We start from the raw sequence: 16,583 nt of genomic DNA on the forward strand, positions 1-16,583 counted from the left end.
CGATGAGTTGCCAACACGGATGCTGGACCCATGACCTCCGCGAAGCTCCTGGACCCGCTCGCTTCGGGCCGTGCCGCGTTCGCGGTCGAGTCCGGCTATCTCGCCGCGTGCACCGTCGGGCCGCCGCCGGCATCGACGCGGCGTGCGGTCATCGCAGACGTCGAGTCGGCAGCCGCCGGCCGCATGAACATCGCGGAGTACTGTGCTGTCGTCGAGCGGAGCCGAGAGCTCTACGCGGGGCTCGTGAGTGTGCACCCGGGCCGAGTGGCGATCGGCTCGCAGGCCTCGGTCTTCGCGGGGCTCGTCGCCGCGTCGCTTCCGGACGGCGCCGAGGTCCTCTGCGTGGACGGCGACTTCTCGTCGATCGTGCTGCCCTTCGTGCACGCCGGGCGAGGCATCCACGTGCGCAGTGTGCCACTCGACCGGCTCGCCGAAGCGATCACCGAGGCTACGGACCTCGTCGCGTTCTCGCTCGTGCAGTCGGCGACGGGGCAGGTGGCGGATGCCGCGGCCATCGTCGCCGGCGTCGCCCGGCACGGCGCCCGCACCTTCTGCGACACGACCCAGGCCGTCGGGTGGCTGCCGGTGTCGGCATCCGCCTTCGATGCGACGGTGTGCCACGCGTACAAGTGGCTGTGCGCGCCGCGAGGCGTCGCGTTCCTGACTGTCGCGGAGGGCTGGGAGCTGCGGCCCATCCACGCCGGCTGGTACGCCGGCGATGACCCGTGGGCCGCCTGCTACGGCGGAGGTGCCACCCTGGCCGAGGACGCCCGGCGCTACGACGTGTCCCCTGCCTGGCAGGCGTTCGTGGGCGCCGAGCCGGCGCTCGAGCTCTTCGCAGCGCTCGATCCGGCCGCTGTGTACGAGCACACGACCCGGCTCGCGGCGCAGTTGCGGGCGGAGCTCGGGATCCCCGAGCCGACGCGCGCGAGCGCGATCGTGACGTGGGACGACCCGGACGGTGGGGACCTCGACCGGCTCACGGTCGGCGGGATCGTTGCGTCAGGACGGGCGGGGCGGGCGCGGGTTGCGTTCCACGTCTTCAACGACGAGCGGGACGTCGAGCTGGCCGTCGCCGCTCTGCACCGCTGAGGTCCGGGCAGAAGTGGCCGGTGCCGCAGCGTCCGCTGAAGAAGTGGCTGCCGGCGCAGAGGCTGCCGCGGCCGCGCCCGGGACCGCAGGAATCGCAACGGACGCGTCCGCATCTTGGACCGCCCCGCGGACGCGCGCGACGGGCGTGAAGCCGACGACCAGGGCGACGGCGCCGATCGCCACGACGGCGAGCCCGCCGTAGCCGATCCAGCCCAGGAGCAGCCCCGCGACGATTGCGCCGAATGCTCCGACGAGGCTCATCGTCAGGTCGCTGCGGCCCTGGCGGCGGGTGCGCAGGGGTTCGGCCGTGGCCTCGGTCAGCAGCGCGGATCCTGCCACGGTCGCCGCACTCCACCCGAGCCCGAGCAGCCCGAGCGCGACCGTCACGGCCGTCGTGCTCTCGGCGCCGAGCCACGCAGTCACCAGCGCCGCGAGCAGCAGCGCCTGTCCCAGCAGGATCGTCGCGAATCGACCGACGCGGTCGGCCAGGATGCCGAACACAGGCGACAGGGCGAACATGCCGGCGACGTGGATGCTGATCGTCAGCCCCACGATGGACAGGCTGGCGCCGTGATGCAGCAGGTGCACGGGCGTCATAGCCATGACCGAGACCATGACGCCGTGACTCGCCGACACGGCCAGGATCGCGTAACGCGCGACGAACGGACGGTCGGCCTTCTGCACCGCGGCAGGGCGATCGAGACGCTCCTGCCGTGCGATGCGATCGGCGAGGAGGAGCGGGTCGGGGCGCATGAAGATGACGTAGAGCAGCACGGCGGCGATCTGGGCCGCGATGCCGAAGACGTACGGTCCCGTGAGCACCGGCATGCCGATGGCCGCCCCGATCGCTTCGCCGGGCCCCACGAGGTTCGGCCCGAGGACGGCGCCGATCGTCGTCGCCCAGACGACGATGGAGAGGTCGCGCCCGCGCGTCGCCGCCGACGCCAGATCGGTGGCGGCGAAGCGGGACTGGAGGTTCGCCGCCTGCCCTGCGCCGATGAGCACGAAGCCCACGAGCAGCAGCGGGAAGCTGAAGAGCCCGGCGGCGACGATGACGACCCCGACGCCCGTGAGGGCCAGCAGCATCCCGCCCGCCAGCGACACGCGACGACCCCGGCGGCGAGCGAGGGCCGCGAGCGGAACCGCGAGAGCGGCCGAGCCGAGGGTCAGTGCCGCGGTCGCGAGGCCCGAGAGGGAGTCGTCGCCGGAGATCCGCGCCGCCAGCAGCGCTCCGAGGGAAACAGTCGCTCCGAAGGCCAGACCGCCGAGCACCTGACCGCCCGAGAGCACCCAGACGGTGCGACGCTGAACGGCGGCGACATCCAGCGTCGTGTCGGTCATGGTCGTCAGAGCGCCAGCGCGGGAGATGCTGCGCTACGCATCGCGCGCGCCGTTCCGGAGGATGCCGAGGCCGCTGATCTCGACCTCGATCGTGTCGCCCGCCTGGAACGGACCGACCCCGGACGGCGTGCCCGTCAGGATGACGTCGCCAGGAAGCAGCGTGAAGGCCGCCGAGGCATAGGCGATGATGTCGGCGACCGAGTGGATCATGTCGGTCAGCGGAGCGCTCTGTGTCACTTCGCCGTTCAGGCGGGTCTCGAGAGTCGCCGCGGCGACGTCGAACTCGGTCTCGATCGCCGGCCCGAGCGGGCAGAAGGTGTCGAAGCCCTTCGCCCGGGCCCACTGGCCGTCGGTCTTCTGCAGGTCGCGGGCGGTGATGTCGTTAGCGATCGTGTAGCCGAAGATCACCTCGTCGGCGCGCTCGGCACTGACGTTCTTCGCTATGGAGCCGATGACGACGGCGAGCTCGCCCTCGAACGACGTGAAGCTGGACTGCGGCGGTCGCACGATCGTATCGCCTGGTCCGATGACGGCGGTGTTGGGCTTGAAGAAGAGCATCGGCTCGGCGGGAACCTCGTTGCCGAGCTCCTCCGCGTGCGCGCGGTAGTTGCGACCCACCGCAACGACCTTCGACCGAGGGATGACGGGGGCCAGCAGCACCGCGTCGGCCAGCGGCACCCGTTCGCCCGTCGTGTCGTAGCCGGCGAACATCGGGTCGCCCGCGAGCACGACGAGTTCACCGTCATCCACGATCCCGTAGCGAATGGCGTCCTGGTGGCTGAAGCGTGCGATTCTCACCGGATCAGCCTAGCGACGGCCACGGACACGGCCCAGGGGTCGTCCCGCCGCCCGACGAACCCCCTGCGCGCACCGAAACAGCACAGGGGCGCCGAGACATCACGCAATGGGCGATGTCTCGGCGCCGAAGTGCTGTTTCGCGGTGACGGGTCGGCGTTAAGACCCGAGAGGCTAACCGTCGAGCTTCAGAAGCCAGCCGTGCTTGTCCTCACGGCGGCCGTACTGGATGTCGGTCAGCTCCTCGCGCAGCGACAGGGCGAGTTCGCCCGTCGGCTGCTCGTCGATGAAGTCCTTGCCCTTGAGCGTCCCGATCGGCGTGACCACCGCGGCCGTGCCGCACGCGAACACCTCGACGATGTCGCCCGAGGCGACGCCCTCGCGCCATTCAGCCAGCGACACGGAACGCCCGTGCACGGTGTGCCCGCGGTCGCGCGCCAACTGCAGGATCGAGTCGCGCGTGATGCCCTCGAGGATGCTGGGCGACTCCGGGGTGACCAGCGTCCCGTCCTTCATCACGAAGATCACGTTCATCCCGCCGAGCTCCTCGACGTTGCCATCGCCGTCCAGGAACACCACCTGGTCGCAGCCGTGCTCGTACGCCTCCGACTGCGGCAGCAGGCTCGCCGCGTAGTTGCCGCCGGTCTTGGCCGCACCGGTGCCGCCCTTGCCGGCGCGTGCGTAGTCCTCGGACAGCCAGATCGTGACCGGGTTCACCCCGCCGTGGAAGTAGGCCCCCGCAGGGCTGGCGATCACGTAGTAGGCGACCTTCTGAGCTGGCCGCACACCGAGGAACGCCTCCCTCGCGAACATGAAGGGGCGCAGGTAGAGGCTCTGGTCCTCGCCCGAGGGGACCCAGGCGCCGTCCACCGCCACGAGCTCGCGCAGCGACTGGATGAAGTACTCCACCGGGAGTTCCGGCAAAGCCAGGCGCCGCGCGGAGCGCTGCAGGCGTCGTCCGTTCTGGTCGGGCCGGAAGGTGTGGATCGAGCCGTCCTGATGCCGGTAGGCCTTGATCCCCTCGAAGATCTCCTGGCCGTAGTGCAGCACGGCTGCGGCCGGGTCGAGCGAGATCGGGCCGTACGGCTGCACGCGCGGGCGGTGCCATCCGCCGCGGGACGACCAGCAGATGTCGACCATGTGGTCGGTGAAGTTCGTGCCGAACCCCGGATTGGCGAGGATCTCGTCTCGCTGAGCCGGCGACTTCGCCGCGAGGTTCTTGGTGACGGCGAACTCGAGCGGGGCGAGTCCTGTGTCGGAATCGAGAAGGGTCATGTGCGCTCCTGCGTGTGGTGCGGGTGGAGGTCCGCGATGTCCAGGTTACGCCCGCAGTCGCTCGGCGATCGCTTCGCCGATCTGTGCGGTGGTGCGGGCGGTGCCGTCCCTCTGCGCGATGTCCTGCTCGGCCGCGCGGGTCACGCGGGCGGCTTCGTCCGACAGCCCGAGATGATCGAGCAGGAGCGAGATGGAGAGGATCGCGGCCGTGGGGTCGGCCTTCTGCTGCCCCGCGATGTCGGGCGCCGAACCGTGGACGGGCTCGAACATCGACGGGAACGCGCCATCCGGGTTGATGTTCCCGGATGCGGCGAGACCGATGCCACCGGTGACGGCGCCGGCCAGGTCTGTCAGGATGTCGCCGAAGAGGTTGTCGGTGACGAGGACATCGAAGCGGGACGGGTTTGTGACCAGGAAGATGGTCGCCGCGTCGACGTGCAGATAGTCTACGGCCACGTCGGGGTGCTCCCCCGCCACCTCGTTCACGATGCGCTGCCACATGCCGCCCGCGTGCACCAGCACGTTGGTCTTGTGCACGAGCGTGAGCGTCTTGCGCCGGCGCTCCGCCAGATCGAACGCGTAACGCACGACCCGCTCGATTCCGTAGGCCGTGTTGACGGATGTCTCGTTCGCGACCTCGTGCGAAGTGCCCTTGCGGATCGATCCGCCGTTGCCGACGTACGGGCCCTCCGTGCCCTCCCGTACGACCACGAAGTCGATCTCACCGGGCGCGGCGAGCGGTCCCGCGGCACCCGGGTAGAGCTTCGAGGGACGAAGGTTGACGTAGTGGTCCAGCTCGAAGCGCAGCTTCAGCAGGAGGCCACGCTCGATGTTCGCGTCCTTCAGCCGCACGTCGCCCGGTACTCCGCCGACGGCGCCGAGCAGGATCGCGTCGTGTCCTTTGATCGCCTCGAGGTCATCGTCGGTGAGCGTGTCCCCGGTCTCGAGATACCGCCCCGCGCCCAGCGAGAAGCGGGTCTTATCGAAGCGGATGCCGGAGCCCGCCGTCGCGGCATCCAGAACCCTCTCGGCCTCGGCGATCACCTCGGGACCGATCCCATCGCCGGGAATGACGGCCAGCCTCACGATCCCTGATTCCTGCGCGCGCGACATCGCTCTCCTTCTGTCCCTGCCAGCGTACCGGCGAGGTCGAAGCCGCCGAGTGCACGGGATGCCGCCGAGTGCACGGCTTCCGGGCGCGCTGGGCCGTGCGTTGGGCGGGATTCCGTGCGTTGGACGGGAAGTCATGCGCCCGCGGTGCAGAGGGGGCGGATGCCGGCACGCTGAAGCCAGCGCGTCGACTCGCGTCAGTGCGGGGCGCCGGTCTGCTTCGGGCGACCGCCCAGGGTCAGCGCAGCGATCACCGCGGCGACCACGATGAGCCCCGCGCCGATGAGCGCCGTCACGCCGACGCCGGCGTCGAATGCGTGCGCAGCCGCATCCCGCAGCGCCTGCCCCAGCGCCTCCTCGAGCCCCTCGGATGCCGCCACCGCTCCCCCGAGCGTCTCGCGCGCGGCATCCGCTGCACCGGTGGGAAATCCATCGGGCAGCGCCAGATTCGCGCGGTAGAACGCCGCGAGGACGCCGCCGAGGATGGTGGTTCCCAGCACGGCGCCGAGCTCGTACGCCGTCTCCGACACGGCGCTCGCGGCGCCGGCCTTCGCGGGCGGGGCACTGGCGAGGATCAGCTCGTTCGACACCGTCTCGGCCGCGCCGATGCCGATGCCCAGCGAGACGAACGCGAGGACGAGCAGCCCCAGCGCGGCGGCGTCCGTGCTGACTGCGACCAGCAGATAGCCGACGACGGAGAAGACCAGCGCCACGGGAACCACGACGCGCGGGGCAACCCGCTTTGCGATCGGCACGATGCCGATGCCGGCGACGATCATCGCGAGCAGCCCCGGCACGAGCGCCAGGCCGGCCTCGAGGGGCGACAGCCCCACGATGAGCTGCAGGTGCTGCGCCACGAAGTAGAGGAAGCCGACGAGGCCGACCACGCTCAGCAGGTTCACGAGCACCGAGCCCGAGAAGGGACCGCTGCGGAACAGGTTCATGTCGAGCATGGGCGTCTCGAGGCGATTCTGGCGGCGCACGAAGAGCACCCCGAACGCGATTCCCGCGACGGCGAGCACGAGCGGCAGCGGGCTCTCCGCCCCGTGCACGGCGAACTCCTTGATCGCGTACACGATCGGCACCATCGTGCCGAGCGAGAGCGCGATGCTGACCGGGTCGAATCGGCCGGGATGAGGATCCCGGCTCTCGGGCACGAGAACCGGAACGAGGATCAGCAGCGGTACGAGCACCGGCACGGCCAGCAGGAACACGGATCCCCATGCGAAGTGCTCGAGCAGGATGCCGCCCACGATCGGTCCGAGCGCGGCGCCGGCCGAGAAGGCCGCCGCCCAGACCGCGATCGCCATGCGGCGCTGATCCCGGTTGGTGAAGATGCTGCGCAGCAGCGACAGGGTCGACGGCATCAGCATCGCCCCGAACACGCCCATGGCTGCCCGGGCCGCGATCAGCCACTCGGCGCTCGGGGCGAAGGCCGCCAGGGCTGAGACCACGCCGAAGCCGGTCGCACCGATCAGCAGCATCCGCCGCCGCCCGAAGCGGTCGCCGAGCGTGCCCATCGTGACGAGCAGGCTCGCGAGCACGAGCGGGTAGGCGTCGATGATCCAGAGCTGCTGCGTGGCCGTGGGCTCCAGGTCAAGGGCGATCTGCGGCAGGGCGAAGCTCAGCACCGTGTTGTCGACCGAGACCAGCAGCACCGGAAGCATCAGCACGACCAGTGCAGCCCAGCCGCGCCAGCCGACGCGCGGAGTCGCGGTGGCCGCCGTGCGGGTGATGGTGTCCGTCATTCGCCGTTCCTCAGTTTCTAAACCGTCCAGCCGGTATAGTATCAGATATGACCGTGCAGGCGTGACTAGGCTCGTGCCCATGAGCCGCCCTCCCCGTGCCCGTGAGAGCGTGCTCGACGCCTTCGAGGCGATCCTGGTGGACGGCGGAGAACGCGGGGCGACGCTCGAAGCGACCGCCCGCGCGGCCGGCGTGTCCAAGGGTGGATTGCTCTATCATTTCGGCTCCAAGGAGGCTCTCGAGGCCGGGCTGCTCGAGCGACTGGACGTGCTCGTCGAGGCGGATATCGCGGCGATCATGAGCGCCGAAGAGGGCCCGATCGCCTACTTCCTGCGCTCGTCCGTGATGCAGAACGACCCTCTGGATCGCGCGATCATCGCGACGGCACGGCTCGCTCAGAACGGCAGCCCGGCCGCGAGCGCTGCGCTGCGTGACATCCGGCGGCGCTGGGCCGAGGCGATCGGCCCGCACACCAGGGGCGAGGCGGCGCTCAACCTCGTGATGCTCGTCAGCGACGGCCTCTACTTCAACAACGCGCTGGCCGGGGGCAGCATCCCCGGTCCGGTGCCCGAAGGCGCCGACATGGATGCGCTCATCGAGCTCGTCGAAGGCGCCACGAAGCGCTGACCCTGTCGTCCGGGCGTCTCACTCGTCGCCAACCGCGGGGCGCCGCTCTGGCTACCCGCGCTTCGCGACCAGCGAGCGAGGGAGGCGCGTCAGGACTCGGTGATCTCGATCGGGCGGAACAGGTCTGCCTGGATCGCCGATCGGACGACGTCCAGAAGCTCGTCGGGCACCGGCGAGTCGACGGTCAGCACGCTGAGCGCCTGTCCGCCGGCGGCCGTTCGCGCGATCTGCATACCGGCGATGTTGATCCCCGCCTCGCCGAACTTCTGGCCGTAGATGGCGACGATGCCTGGGCGGTCGGTGTAGAGCATCACGATGTGGTGCTTCTCGATGGGCAGCTCGACCGCATAGCCGTTGATGCCCACGAGCTTCTCGATCTGCTTCGTTCCGGTGAGGGTTCCCGACACCGACAGCTGGGATCCGTCCGACAGCGCGCCGCGCAGAGTGATCACGTTGCGGTACTCGTCGCTCTCGTCATCCACGATCAGTCGCACGTCGACCCCGCGCTGCTCGGCGAGCAGCGGCGCATTCACGTACGACACCGACTCGCTCACGATGTTCGTGAACAGGCCCTTGAGGGCCGCGAGCTTCAGAACGCTGACGTCGTACTGGCTGAGCTCGCCGTGCACCTCGACGTCGAGGCTCGTCAGGGGCGAGTGCGACAGGGCGGCGAAGATCTGGCCCAGCTTCTCGACCAGCGGGATGCCGGGGCGGACGTACGGGTCGATCACGCCGCCCGCGACGTTGACCGCATCCGGAACGAGCTCGCCGCCCAGCGCGAGTCGCACGGACCGGGCGACCGAGACGCCCGCCTTCTCCTGCGCCTCTTCGGTGCTGGCGCCGAGGTGCGGGGTCACGACGACGTTCGGCAGATCGAGCAGCTTCTTGTCGACCGGCGGCTCGGAGTTGAAGACATCCAGACCCGCTCCGGCGATCTCTCCAGAGGTGAGCGCGGAGAAGAGCGCGTCCTCGTCGATGAGCCCGCCCCGCGCGACGTTGACGACGTATGCCGTGGGCTTCATACGCTTCAGCTGCTCGGCGCCGATCATCCCCGTGGTCTCCGGAGTCTTCGGCATGTGGATCGTGATGAAGTCGCTCTGCTCGACCAGCTCGTCGAGGCCCACCAGCTGCACGCCGAGCTGCTGGGCGCGGGCGCTGGTGACGTAGGGGTCGTACGCGATCACGCGCATGTCGAACGCATTCAGGCGCGCCGCGATCAGTGCGCCGATGCGGCCGAGGCCGATGATGCCGACCGTCTTCTCGAAGAGCTCGGTGCCGGTGAACGACGAGCGCTTCCACTGACCGTGGGAGAGGGAGGCATGGGCGGCCGGGATGCGGCGGGCCAGGCTCAGGATGTGGCCGACGGTCAACTCCGCGGCCGAGATGATGTTGGATGTCGGGGCGTTGACGACCATGACGCCGGCGGTGGTCGCGGCCTTGATGTCGACGTTGTCGAGCCCCACCCCGGCGCGGGCGACGACCTTCAGGGCGGGCGCGGCGGCGAGGGCCTCGGCATCCACCTTCGTCGCAGAGCGGACGAGCACGGCGCTCGCATCGGCGAGTGCGGCGAGCAGGGCGGGGCGATCGGTCCCGTCGACGTTGCGCACCTCGAAGTCGGGGCCGAGGGCCTCGATCGTTGCGGGAGAGAGTTCTTCAGCGATGAGCACGACGGGCTTCGACACGAAAGCGGATCCTTTGATGCATGCGCAAGCGCGGGCAGAGCGATGGGGACGCCCCGCCGCACACCGTGGGGGCGAGGCCCGATCAGCCTACCGGCTCGCTCGCGCGCCGCCCTACTCTGTGACGGCCCGCGAGGTCCGCTGGGCGTCGCGCGACCGGTCAGGCCAGCAGCGACGCCGTGTAGAGGGTCGTGTACGCCACGACATCGAGCCAGACCACGGCCACCAGCGCGAGGCCCGTCAACAGAAGCAGGAAGAAGTGGTGGGGGGGTCGCTTGTACCCGAAGGCGAACGCGGCCGCGAAGACGAGGATCGGGAAGGCCACGGCGAAGATCCACACGAACCAGCCGAGTCCGTTCATGCCCGTCGGCAGGCCGGCAGCCTGCACAAGGTTGCCGAGGGCATTCCACACCGCATACGCGTAGAACAGGCCGAACGCGCCGGCGATCGTCGCCACGAGCCATGTCGGAGTGCGGCGCGGAGCCGCGGCATCCACCGTCGTATTGCTCATTGTCCTACCGCTCCCAACAGCACGAACGGCCACGGCAAGAGCAGCAGCAGACCTACAGCGAGCCAGACGAACCGGACCCAGGTCGCGCTTCGTCTGGTGAGGAGCCATACGGTCGAGAACCAGATGAGCGGGGCCAGGGTGGCCAGCCACAGGCTGCCGATGTACATGACGTCCGTGACGAGATAGGTGCGGAGACCCTGCAGTCGCAGGCCCCCGATCAGCCATCCGATCGCGTAGATCAGGTAGACGCCCCCGATCACACCCGTGGCGATGAGGGCGCCGTTTCCGAGGGCCGGCGCCCTCTCGTGCGCGGCATCGGGAGACTCGGATGCCGAGGATCCGGATGCGGAATCCTTGGCCGCCGCGTCGGCGGCGACCGCGTTGCTGCCCTTGCCGACGGCGCTCCAGCCATCCGGGAGCGTCGCGGGGCTCGGCGCGGGGCGAGTCGGTCCGGTGGCCTCTGCGCCCGGAGCCGGTGACCCGACGTCGAGCGTCGGGTCGTCATCCCCTTCCCAGGACAGGGCGTCGTCGTCGCGTCGGACCATAGGGTCAGCGTAACCGCGCTCTTAGGCTGCTTCGGGCGCCGCCACGAAGTTCGGACGATGTCGCGACGTGAAGGCGATTCTCGCCAGCGGCCCCGAGCTCCGCGTCATTCTCCGAACCTCGTGCGCGCGGTCAGATCGCGACCCCACGCCTCCACGGTGCCATCGGCGGCCGGCTTCTGCTCGTCCGCGGCGCCGAGGGGGACCCAGTCGCCCTGCTCGCGGAGCCACGCGGCGAGATCGTCGATCGCCGACGCGTGGTACGTGAGCGTCATGGCGCCGACCCGGCAGACCAGGGCCGGTGGATCGGCCTGGTCGTCGCGGTACATCGTGTAGGTGCCGATACCCGCCTCCTCACGGCGCGTCGCTCTGCTGCCCCAGCCAGACACCCTGCCGACGGCCCTCGACCCTTTCTGCCCGTGTTGTACTGGCCGTATGGCCTCGGTACGCGACAGGATGCGCTCGCACCTGCTGCAGACGCTCTCCGGCACCGACGACGGCTCACCGCAGTGGGTGCTCGATCTCGAGCGGGGAGATGACGCGGGGTACTTCGGTCCCGGTTCCGCGTCGTGGGCCGTCCACGGAGGCATGGCGACGATGGTCGCCGGCATCCGGGCCCTTCTCGTGCAGGCGCTGCATCCCGGGGCGATGGCGGGCGTGCACGACTGGTCGCGCTACCGGGAGGACCCCCCCGGTCGTCTGACCGGGACGATCCGGTGGCTCATCACCGTGACCTTCGGCGACCGTGCGACGGCGGAGCGCTCATCCGCGATGGTGCGAGGCCTTCATCGCCGAGTGCAGGGAGAGTACGTCGACGCGCGCGGCGAGTCCCGCTCATACAAGGCGAGCGATCCGGACTTGATCGAGTGGGTGCACCTCGCCTTCACCGATTCGTTCCTCGCGTGCCATGAGCTGTGGGAGGCGCCCATTCCCGGTGGCGTGGACGCCGATGTTGGGGAGTGGGCGGTCGCCGGCCGGCTCATCGGCATGGAGCATCCGCCCGAAACGGCCGCGGAACTGCGCGCTCGCCTCGACGCCTTCGCGCGCGATGGGGTGCTGAAGAGTGACGACCGGGTACGCGAGATCGTGCGTTTCATCCGCAACCCTCCCCTGGCCCGGGGCATGCTGCCCGCGTACCGGATCATGTTCGCCGGGGCGGTCGCCTCGCTCGAGCCCCAGCACCGCCGCATGCTCGGCCTCGGCAAGCCGCCGCTGCTCGTCGTGCCCGCGACAAGCGCGGTGCTCCGATCGGCGCGCGGGCTGCTGGGCGAGCGGTCGACGTCGGAGGAGGCGGCCCGTTCGCGGATTGCACGCCTGCAGCGCGAGGGCTGGTCGCCGGATGCCGGTGAACGGCCCGCCGCCTGACGGAACTCGGACCCGTCGGAGGCGGCTGCGTCAGTCGAAGATCCGCAGCGTCAGCGCGTGCCAGGTCACCGGACCGACGATCCCGTCGGCGGGCGGAGCGAAGCTCTTCTGGAAGGCCCGCACGGCTTCGTCCGTCTGAGGACCGAACTTTCCGTCGACCACCAGCCCGCCGCCGAGCAGCGTCTGCGAAGCCCGCACGGCCTCGCCGCTGTCGCCCTGGCGCACGGTGATAACGAGCGCCGGCCAGTCCAGCTGCCCCAGGTTCGTGCTGATCTCGGTGTCTCGCAGGGTCCTCTGGAACGCCATGACGGCGCCCCCGCTCTCGAGGCCGAAGTCGCCGTCGGCGGCGATGTCGTGGCCCCTGGCTCGAAGCAGGTGCTGGGCGGCGAGCACCCGCCAGTTGGTCGCCTGCGTCGCGCCCTGCTTCACCAGGGGCCATGGCCGCGGCCCCGGCAGTGCGGTGCTCAGGAACGACCACGTCTCGGGACCGGCGAAGCCGTCCATCGAGAGGCCCCATGACTCCTGGAAGAAGCTCACCCGATCCGTGGTGAGCGGCCCGTACTCGCCGTCCACGGCGAGGGGCTGGTCGCCGGGCATGGTGAGCAGCCCGAACTGCTGCACGGCGCGGACTGCGTCGCCGGTCGAACCAGGGCCGGTCGAGACGACGAGCTGCGGCCAGGTCTCGGGACCGACGATGCCATCCGATGGCACCCCCGCCGCCGACTGGAACGCGGCGACGGCGGCACCCGTCGCGGGGCCATACACCCCGTCGGCCGCGACCGCGTGCGCTCGAGCCCGAAGGAGGAACTGGATGCCGGTCACCACCGGTCCGGTGGCGCCCGCTCCGACGGTGCTCCAAGGTTCGAGGTTCATGCCAGTATCCCTTCCACCCTTCAGCGTGGCTCAGGGCGTCCGCAAACGGAAGAGGATGAACGCCGCGCATGACGAAGGGCCGCCCCTCGGAGGGGCGGCCCTTGTCGATGCCGGAAGTCGGCCGGCCGAGGGACCGAGCGCGGACTCAGCGCGCGGCGGATCCCTCGGTGTAATCGGCATCCTGCTGCTTCCACGCGAAGAGCGCGCGCAACTCCTTGCCCGTCGCCTCGATCGGGTGGTTCGCCCCCTTCTCGCGCAGCGCCAGGAACTCCGGGGCTCCGGCGTCCTGGTCTGCGATGAAGCGCTCGGCGAACGCACCGGACTGGATGTCGGCGAGCACGGCCTTCATGTTCTCCTTGACGCTGGGGTCGATGACCCGCGGACCGGAGACGTAATCGCCGTACTCCGCCGTGTCGGAGATCGACCAGCGCTGCTTGGCGATGCCCCCCTCCCACATGAGGTCGACGATCAGCTTCAGCTCGTGCAGCACCTCGAAGTAGGCGATCTGCGGCTGGTAGCCGGCCTCGATCAGCGTCTCGAAGCCGTACTGCACCAGCTGCGACGTGCCGCCGCAGAGCACGGCCTGCTCGCCGAACAGATCGGTCTCGGTCTCTTCGGTGAACGTGGTCTTGATGCCCCCGGCGCGCAGGCCGCCGATCGCCTTCGCATACGACCACGCGAGGTCCCATGCGGTGCCGGATGCGTCGACCTCGACGGCCGCGATGATCGGCACGCCGCGGCCGGCCTCGAACTCGCGACGCACGGTGTGCCCCGGGCCCTTCGGCGCGACGAGCAGGACGTCGACGCCCTCCGGCGCCTGGATGTAGCCGAAGCGGATGTTGAAGCCGTGGCTGAAGATCAGGGCCTTGCCCTCGGTCAGCTTGTCCTTGATCGACTCGGCGTAGATACCGCGCTGGTGCTGGTCGGGCGCAAGGATGACCACCACATCGGCCCACTCCGCGGCATCCGCCACCGTCTTGACGGTGAAGCCGGCCTCTTCGGCCTTCTGGATCGAGGACGAGCCCTCCTTGAGGGCGACGACGACCTCGACGCCGGAGTCGCGCAGGTTCAGGGCGTGGGCGTGGCCCTGCGAGCCATAGCCCACGATCGCGACCTTCTTGCTCTGGATGAGCGCGAGGTCGGCGTCGGAGTCATAGAAGATCTCGGTCACGTGTTGTTTCTCCTTGTTCGGATATCGGTCCCCGAGCCTGTCGAGGGGTCGTGCTGTGGTCGCGACGCTTCGACCGGTTAGTGAGCCTGTCGAACTACAGCGACCGGGACAGTTCTCACGCACGCAGGACGCGCTCGGTGATGCTCTTGCCGCCGCGCCCGATGGCGAGCAGGCCGGATTGCGCCAGCTCCCGGATGCCGAAGGGCTCGAGCGCACGGAGGAAGGCGTCGACCTTGCCGGAGTCGCCGGTCACCTCCACCACGAGTGCGTCGGGGGCGTAGTCGACGATCGAGCCGCGGAACAGGTTCACGACCTCGAGCACGTTCGATCGGGTGGCGTTGTCGGCCCGCACCTTCACGAGCATGTGCTCGCGCTGCACGGATGCGACGGGGTCGAGTTCCACGATCTTGATGACGTTGATCAGCTTGTTGAGCTGCTTCGTCACCTGCTCGAGCGGCAGCTCCTCGACGTCGACGACGACCGTGATGCGCGAGAGCCCCGGAATCTCCGTGACACCCACCGCGAGCGACTCGATGTTGAAGCCCCGCCGCGCGAACAGCCCCGCCACGCGGGTCAGCAGACCGGGTTTGTTCTCCACGAGGAGACTCAGCACATGGCTGGGCATACGCTCAGGCCTCCTCTTCGAACGACGGCGAGTGGTCCTTCGCGTACTGCACGTAGCTGTTGCTGACGCCCTGCGGCACCATCGGCCACACCATCGCGTCGGCGCTCACGACGAAGTCGATCACCACGGGGCGATCGTTCGTCTCGAGCGCGAGCTTGATCGCGGCATCCACGTCCTCTTCCCGCTCAACGCGGATCGCGAGGCATCCGTACGCCTCCGCCAGCTTCACGAAGTCGGGGATGCGGATGGTGTCGTGACCCGTGTTCAGGTCGGTGTGCGAGTAGCGGCCGTTGTAGAACAGCGTCTGCCACTGGCGCACCATGCCCAGCGAGGAGTTGTTGATGATGGCGACCTTGATCGGGATGCTGTTGATCGCACAGGTCGCGAGCTCCTGGTTGGTCATCTGGAAGCAGCCGTCGCCGTCGATCGCCCACACGTGGCGGTCCGGCTCGGCGACCTTCGCCCCCATCGCGGCGGGCACCGCGTAGCCCATCGTTCCGGCGCCGCCGGAGTTGAGCCAGGCGTTCGGCCGCTCGTACTTGATGAACTGCGCCGCCCACATCTGGTGCTGTCCGACGCCGGCGGCGAAGATCCCCTCCGGCCCGGTCAGCTCGCCGATGCGCGAGATCACGTACTGGGGTGCCATCAGCCCGTCGGTGGTGGGTGCATAGCCGAGCGGGAACTCCGCACGCAGGCCGTCGAGGTACGACCACCACTCCTCGTAGTCGGGCTTCGCGCCGTCGGTCTGACCGCGGAACGCGCCCTCGAGGTCGACGAGCACGTCCTTGAGGTCACCGACGATCGGCACCTCGGCGGCGCGGATCTTGCCGATCTCGGCGGGGTCGATGTCGACGTGCACGACCTTCGCCTTGGGCGCGAACAGCGCCGCCTTGCCCGTCACGCGGTCATCGAACCGCGAGCCGAGCGAGACGAGCAGGTCGGCCTCCTGCAGCGCCAGCACGGCCGGAACCGTGCCGTGCATGCCCGGCATGCCGAGGTGCTGCTGGTGCGAGTCCGGGAACGCGCCGCGCGCCATCAACGTGGTGACCACCGGTGCGCCCGTCGTCTCGGCGAGGGCGAGCAGCTCGGCCGACGCCTGGGACCGGATCACGCCGCCGCCGACGTAGAGCACCGGCCGCTTCGCCTCGGCGAGCAGCTGCGCCGCCGCCTGGATCTGCTTGCCGTGCGCCTTGGTGACGGGCCGGTAGCCGGGAAGGTCGATCCGCGGCGGCCAGATGAACGGCGCCTCGGCCTGCTGGGCGTCCTTCGTGATGTCCACGAGCACGGGGCCGGGGCGACCGGTGCCCGCCACCTCGAACGCGGCGGCGATGGCTCCGGGGATGTCCTCCGGGCGCTTCACGAGGAACGAGTGCTTCGTGATCGGCATCGTGATGCCGACGATGTCGGCCTCCTGGAACGCGTCGGTGCCCATCAGGTTCGAGAAGACCTGGCCGGTGATGCAGACGATCGGCACGGAGTCCATGTAGGCGTCGGCGATGGCGGTGACCAGGTTCGTGGCGCCGGGGCCCGACGTGGCGATCGCCACCCCGATCTTGTTCGAGGCCGCGGCGTAGCCCTCGGCCGCGTGGCCGGCGCCCTGCTCGTGGCGCACGAGGATGTGCCGCAGCTCGGTGGAGTCCATCAGCGGGTCGTAGACGGGAAGGATGGCACCGCCCGGGAGGCCGAAGACGTCGGTGACGCCCAGCAGCTCGAGGGAGCGGACGACCGCCTGCGCGCCCGTGAGCACGGGCGTTGACGCGGCGCGAGCGGGTGGCCGAGGTACGGCCGTGGCGGTTTCGGCAGGCATGGGAGTGTCCTTGCGATTGCGGAT

General features: G+C 69.7%; 16 protein-coding genes. 3 read left to right on the forward strand and 13 right to left on the reverse strand.

Annotated features, from left to right (window positions below; genetic code table 11):
* Window positions 1-30: 30 nt before the first annotated feature.
* Entirely contained in the window at window positions 31-1,092 is a 1,062-nt protein-coding gene (locus ACPW96_RS08530) for an aminotransferase class V-fold PLP-dependent enzyme (protein ID WP_425882727.1), read from the forward strand.
* Here the strand turns inward: ACPW96_RS08530 and ACPW96_RS08535 are convergent.
* The 5 genes from ACPW96_RS08535 to ACPW96_RS08555 all read right to left on the reverse strand — a co-directional run bounded on the left by ACPW96_RS08535 (window position 1,003) and on the right by ACPW96_RS08555 (window position 7,361).
* A complete protein-coding gene (locus ACPW96_RS08535; protein WP_425882728.1) occupies window positions 1,003-2,433 on the reverse strand; it encodes an MFS transporter in 1,431 nt (476 codons plus the stop codon). The genes ACPW96_RS08530 and ACPW96_RS08535 overlap by 90 nt on opposite strands.
* A gap of 33 nt (window positions 2,434-2,466) precedes the next feature.
* A complete protein-coding gene (locus tag ACPW96_RS08540; RefSeq protein ID WP_425882729.1) occupies window positions 2,467-3,231 on the reverse strand; it encodes a fumarylacetoacetate hydrolase family protein in 765 nt (254 codons plus the stop codon).
* A gap of 171 nt (window positions 3,232-3,402) precedes the next feature.
* Window positions 3,403-4,503: a branched-chain amino acid aminotransferase gene (locus ACPW96_RS08545; protein WP_425882730.1), complete on the reverse strand. Its 1,101-nt coding sequence runs from the start codon at window positions 4,501-4,503 to the stop codon at window positions 3,403-3,405.
* 45 nt (window positions 4,504-4,548) lie between these two features.
* Window positions 4,549-5,592 (reverse strand): 3-isopropylmalate dehydrogenase, encoded by a 1,044-nt coding sequence (locus ACPW96_RS08550; RefSeq protein WP_425882947.1) that lies wholly within the window; start codon window positions 5,590-5,592, stop codon window positions 4,549-4,551.
* 218 nt (window positions 5,593-5,810) lie between these two features.
* The gene (locus tag ACPW96_RS08555) at window positions 5,811-7,361 is read right to left on the reverse strand and encodes an MFS transporter (RefSeq protein ID WP_425882731.1); all 1,551 of its coding nucleotides are present in this window, start codon (window positions 7,359-7,361) and stop codon (window positions 5,811-5,813) included.
* Window positions 7,362-7,440: 79 nt separating this feature from the next.
* Here ACPW96_RS08555 and ACPW96_RS08560 point away from each other — a divergent pair, with 79 nt between their 5' ends.
* Window positions 7,441-7,986 carry a TetR/AcrR family transcriptional regulator gene (locus ACPW96_RS08560; protein WP_425882732.1) on the forward strand — a complete coding sequence of 182 codons (546 nt, stop codon included), beginning with the start codon at window positions 7,441-7,443 and terminating at the stop codon, window positions 7,984-7,986.
* A gap of 89 nt (window positions 7,987-8,075) precedes the next feature.
* Here ACPW96_RS08560 and serA read toward each other — a convergent pair whose 3' ends face one another.
* The 4 genes from serA to ACPW96_RS08580 form a co-directional block, all read right to left on the reverse strand.
* A complete protein-coding gene (gene serA / locus ACPW96_RS08565; RefSeq protein ID WP_425882733.1) occupies window positions 8,076-9,668 on the reverse strand; it encodes a phosphoglycerate dehydrogenase in 1,593 nt (530 codons plus the stop codon).
* 157 nt (window positions 9,669-9,825) lie between these two features.
* The gene (locus tag ACPW96_RS08570) at window positions 9,826-10,176 is read right to left on the reverse strand and encodes a hypothetical protein (RefSeq protein ID WP_425882734.1); all 351 of its coding nucleotides are present in this window, start codon (window positions 10,174-10,176) and stop codon (window positions 9,826-9,828) included.
* Complete coding sequence (locus ACPW96_RS08575; protein ID WP_425882735.1) at window positions 10,173-10,721, reverse strand: hypothetical protein; 549 nt, start codon at window positions 10,719-10,721, stop codon at window positions 10,173-10,175. Before ACPW96_RS08575 ends, ACPW96_RS08570 begins: the two co-directional genes overlap by 4 nt.
* Window positions 10,722-10,825: 104 nt before the next feature.
* Entirely contained in the window at window positions 10,826-11,107 is a 282-nt protein-coding gene (locus ACPW96_RS08580) for a DUF6855 family protein (protein WP_425882736.1), read from the reverse strand.
* 46 nt (window positions 11,108-11,153) lie between these two features.
* Between ACPW96_RS08580 and ACPW96_RS08585 the strand changes: the two genes are divergently transcribed.
* On the forward strand, window positions 11,154-12,083 hold the full coding sequence (locus ACPW96_RS08585; protein ID WP_425882737.1) for an oxygenase MpaB family protein: 930 nt from the start codon (window positions 11,154-11,156) through the stop codon (window positions 12,081-12,083).
* 30 nt (window positions 12,084-12,113) lie between these two features.
* On the opposite strand, the gene ACPW96_RS08590 is transcribed toward ACPW96_RS08585, so the two are convergent.
* From ACPW96_RS08590 to ACPW96_RS08605, 4 genes are all read right to left on the reverse strand, one after another.
* Entirely contained in the window at window positions 12,114-12,956 is an 843-nt protein-coding gene (locus ACPW96_RS08590; RefSeq protein WP_425882738.1) for a peptidoglycan-binding domain-containing protein, read from the reverse strand.
* Between the two features lie 145 nt (window positions 12,957-13,101).
* Window positions 13,102-14,127, reverse strand: a complete 1,026-nt coding sequence (gene ilvC / locus ACPW96_RS08595) for a ketol-acid reductoisomerase (RefSeq protein WP_425820308.1) — start codon at window positions 14,125-14,127, stop codon at window positions 13,102-13,104.
* Between the two features lie 115 nt (window positions 14,128-14,242).
* Window positions 14,243-14,752, reverse strand: a complete 510-nt coding sequence (ilvN, locus tag ACPW96_RS08600; RefSeq protein ID WP_425820307.1) for an acetolactate synthase small subunit — start codon at window positions 14,750-14,752, stop codon at window positions 14,243-14,245.
* Window positions 14,753-14,756: 4 nt separating this feature from the next.
* Window positions 14,757-16,559, reverse strand: coding sequence for an acetolactate synthase large subunit (locus tag ACPW96_RS08605; protein ID WP_425820306.1), 1,803 nt, complete (start codon window positions 16,557-16,559; stop codon window positions 14,757-14,759).
* Between the last annotated feature and the right edge of the window lie 24 nt (window positions 16,560-16,583).

Origin of the sequence: Micromonospora sp. DT81.3 (assembly GCF_049847225.1) — a bacterium.
Classification (GTDB): Bacteria; Actinomycetota; Actinomycetes; order Actinomycetales; family Microbacteriaceae; genus Microbacterium.

Excerpts from the sequence above, each read along its gene's own strand:
- ACPW96_RS08530 (WP_425882727.1), top strand. The coding sequence starts at position 31 with ATGACCTCCGCGAAGCTCCTGGACCCGCTCGCTTCGGGCCGTGCCGCG.
- ACPW96_RS08535 (WP_425882728.1), bottom strand. The coding sequence starts at position 2,433 with ATGACCGACACGACGCTGGATGTCGCCGCCGTTCAGCGTCGCACCGTC.
- ACPW96_RS08545 (WP_425882730.1), bottom strand. The coding sequence starts at position 4,503 with ATGACCCTTCTCGATTCCGACACAGGACTCGCCCCGCTCGAGTTCGCC.
- ACPW96_RS08555 (WP_425882731.1), bottom strand. The coding sequence starts at position 7,361 with ATGACGGACACCATCACCCGCACGGCGGCCACCGCGACTCCGCGCGTC.
- ACPW96_RS08560 (WP_425882732.1), top strand. The coding sequence starts at position 7,441 with ATGAGCCGCCCTCCCCGTGCCCGTGAGAGCGTGCTCGACGCCTTCGAG.
- ACPW96_RS08570 (WP_425882734.1), bottom strand. The coding sequence starts at position 10,176 with ATGAGCAATACGACGGTGGATGCCGCGGCTCCGCGCCGCACTCCGACA.
- ACPW96_RS08575 (WP_425882735.1), bottom strand. The coding sequence starts at position 10,721 with ATGGTCCGACGCGACGACGACGCCCTGTCCTGGGAAGGGGATGACGAC.
- ACPW96_RS08585 (WP_425882737.1), top strand. The coding sequence starts at position 11,154 with ATGGCCTCGGTACGCGACAGGATGCGCTCGCACCTGCTGCAGACGCTC.
- ACPW96_RS08590 (WP_425882738.1), bottom strand. The coding sequence starts at position 12,956 with ATGAACCTCGAACCTTGGAGCACCGTCGGAGCGGGCGCCACCGGACCG.
- ilvN (WP_425820307.1), bottom strand. The coding sequence starts at position 14,752 with ATGCCCAGCCATGTGCTGAGTCTCCTCGTGGAGAACAAACCCGGTCTG.
- ACPW96_RS08605 (WP_425820306.1), bottom strand. The coding sequence starts at position 16,559 with ATGCCTGCCGAAACCGCCACGGCCGTACCTCGGCCACCCGCTCGCGCC.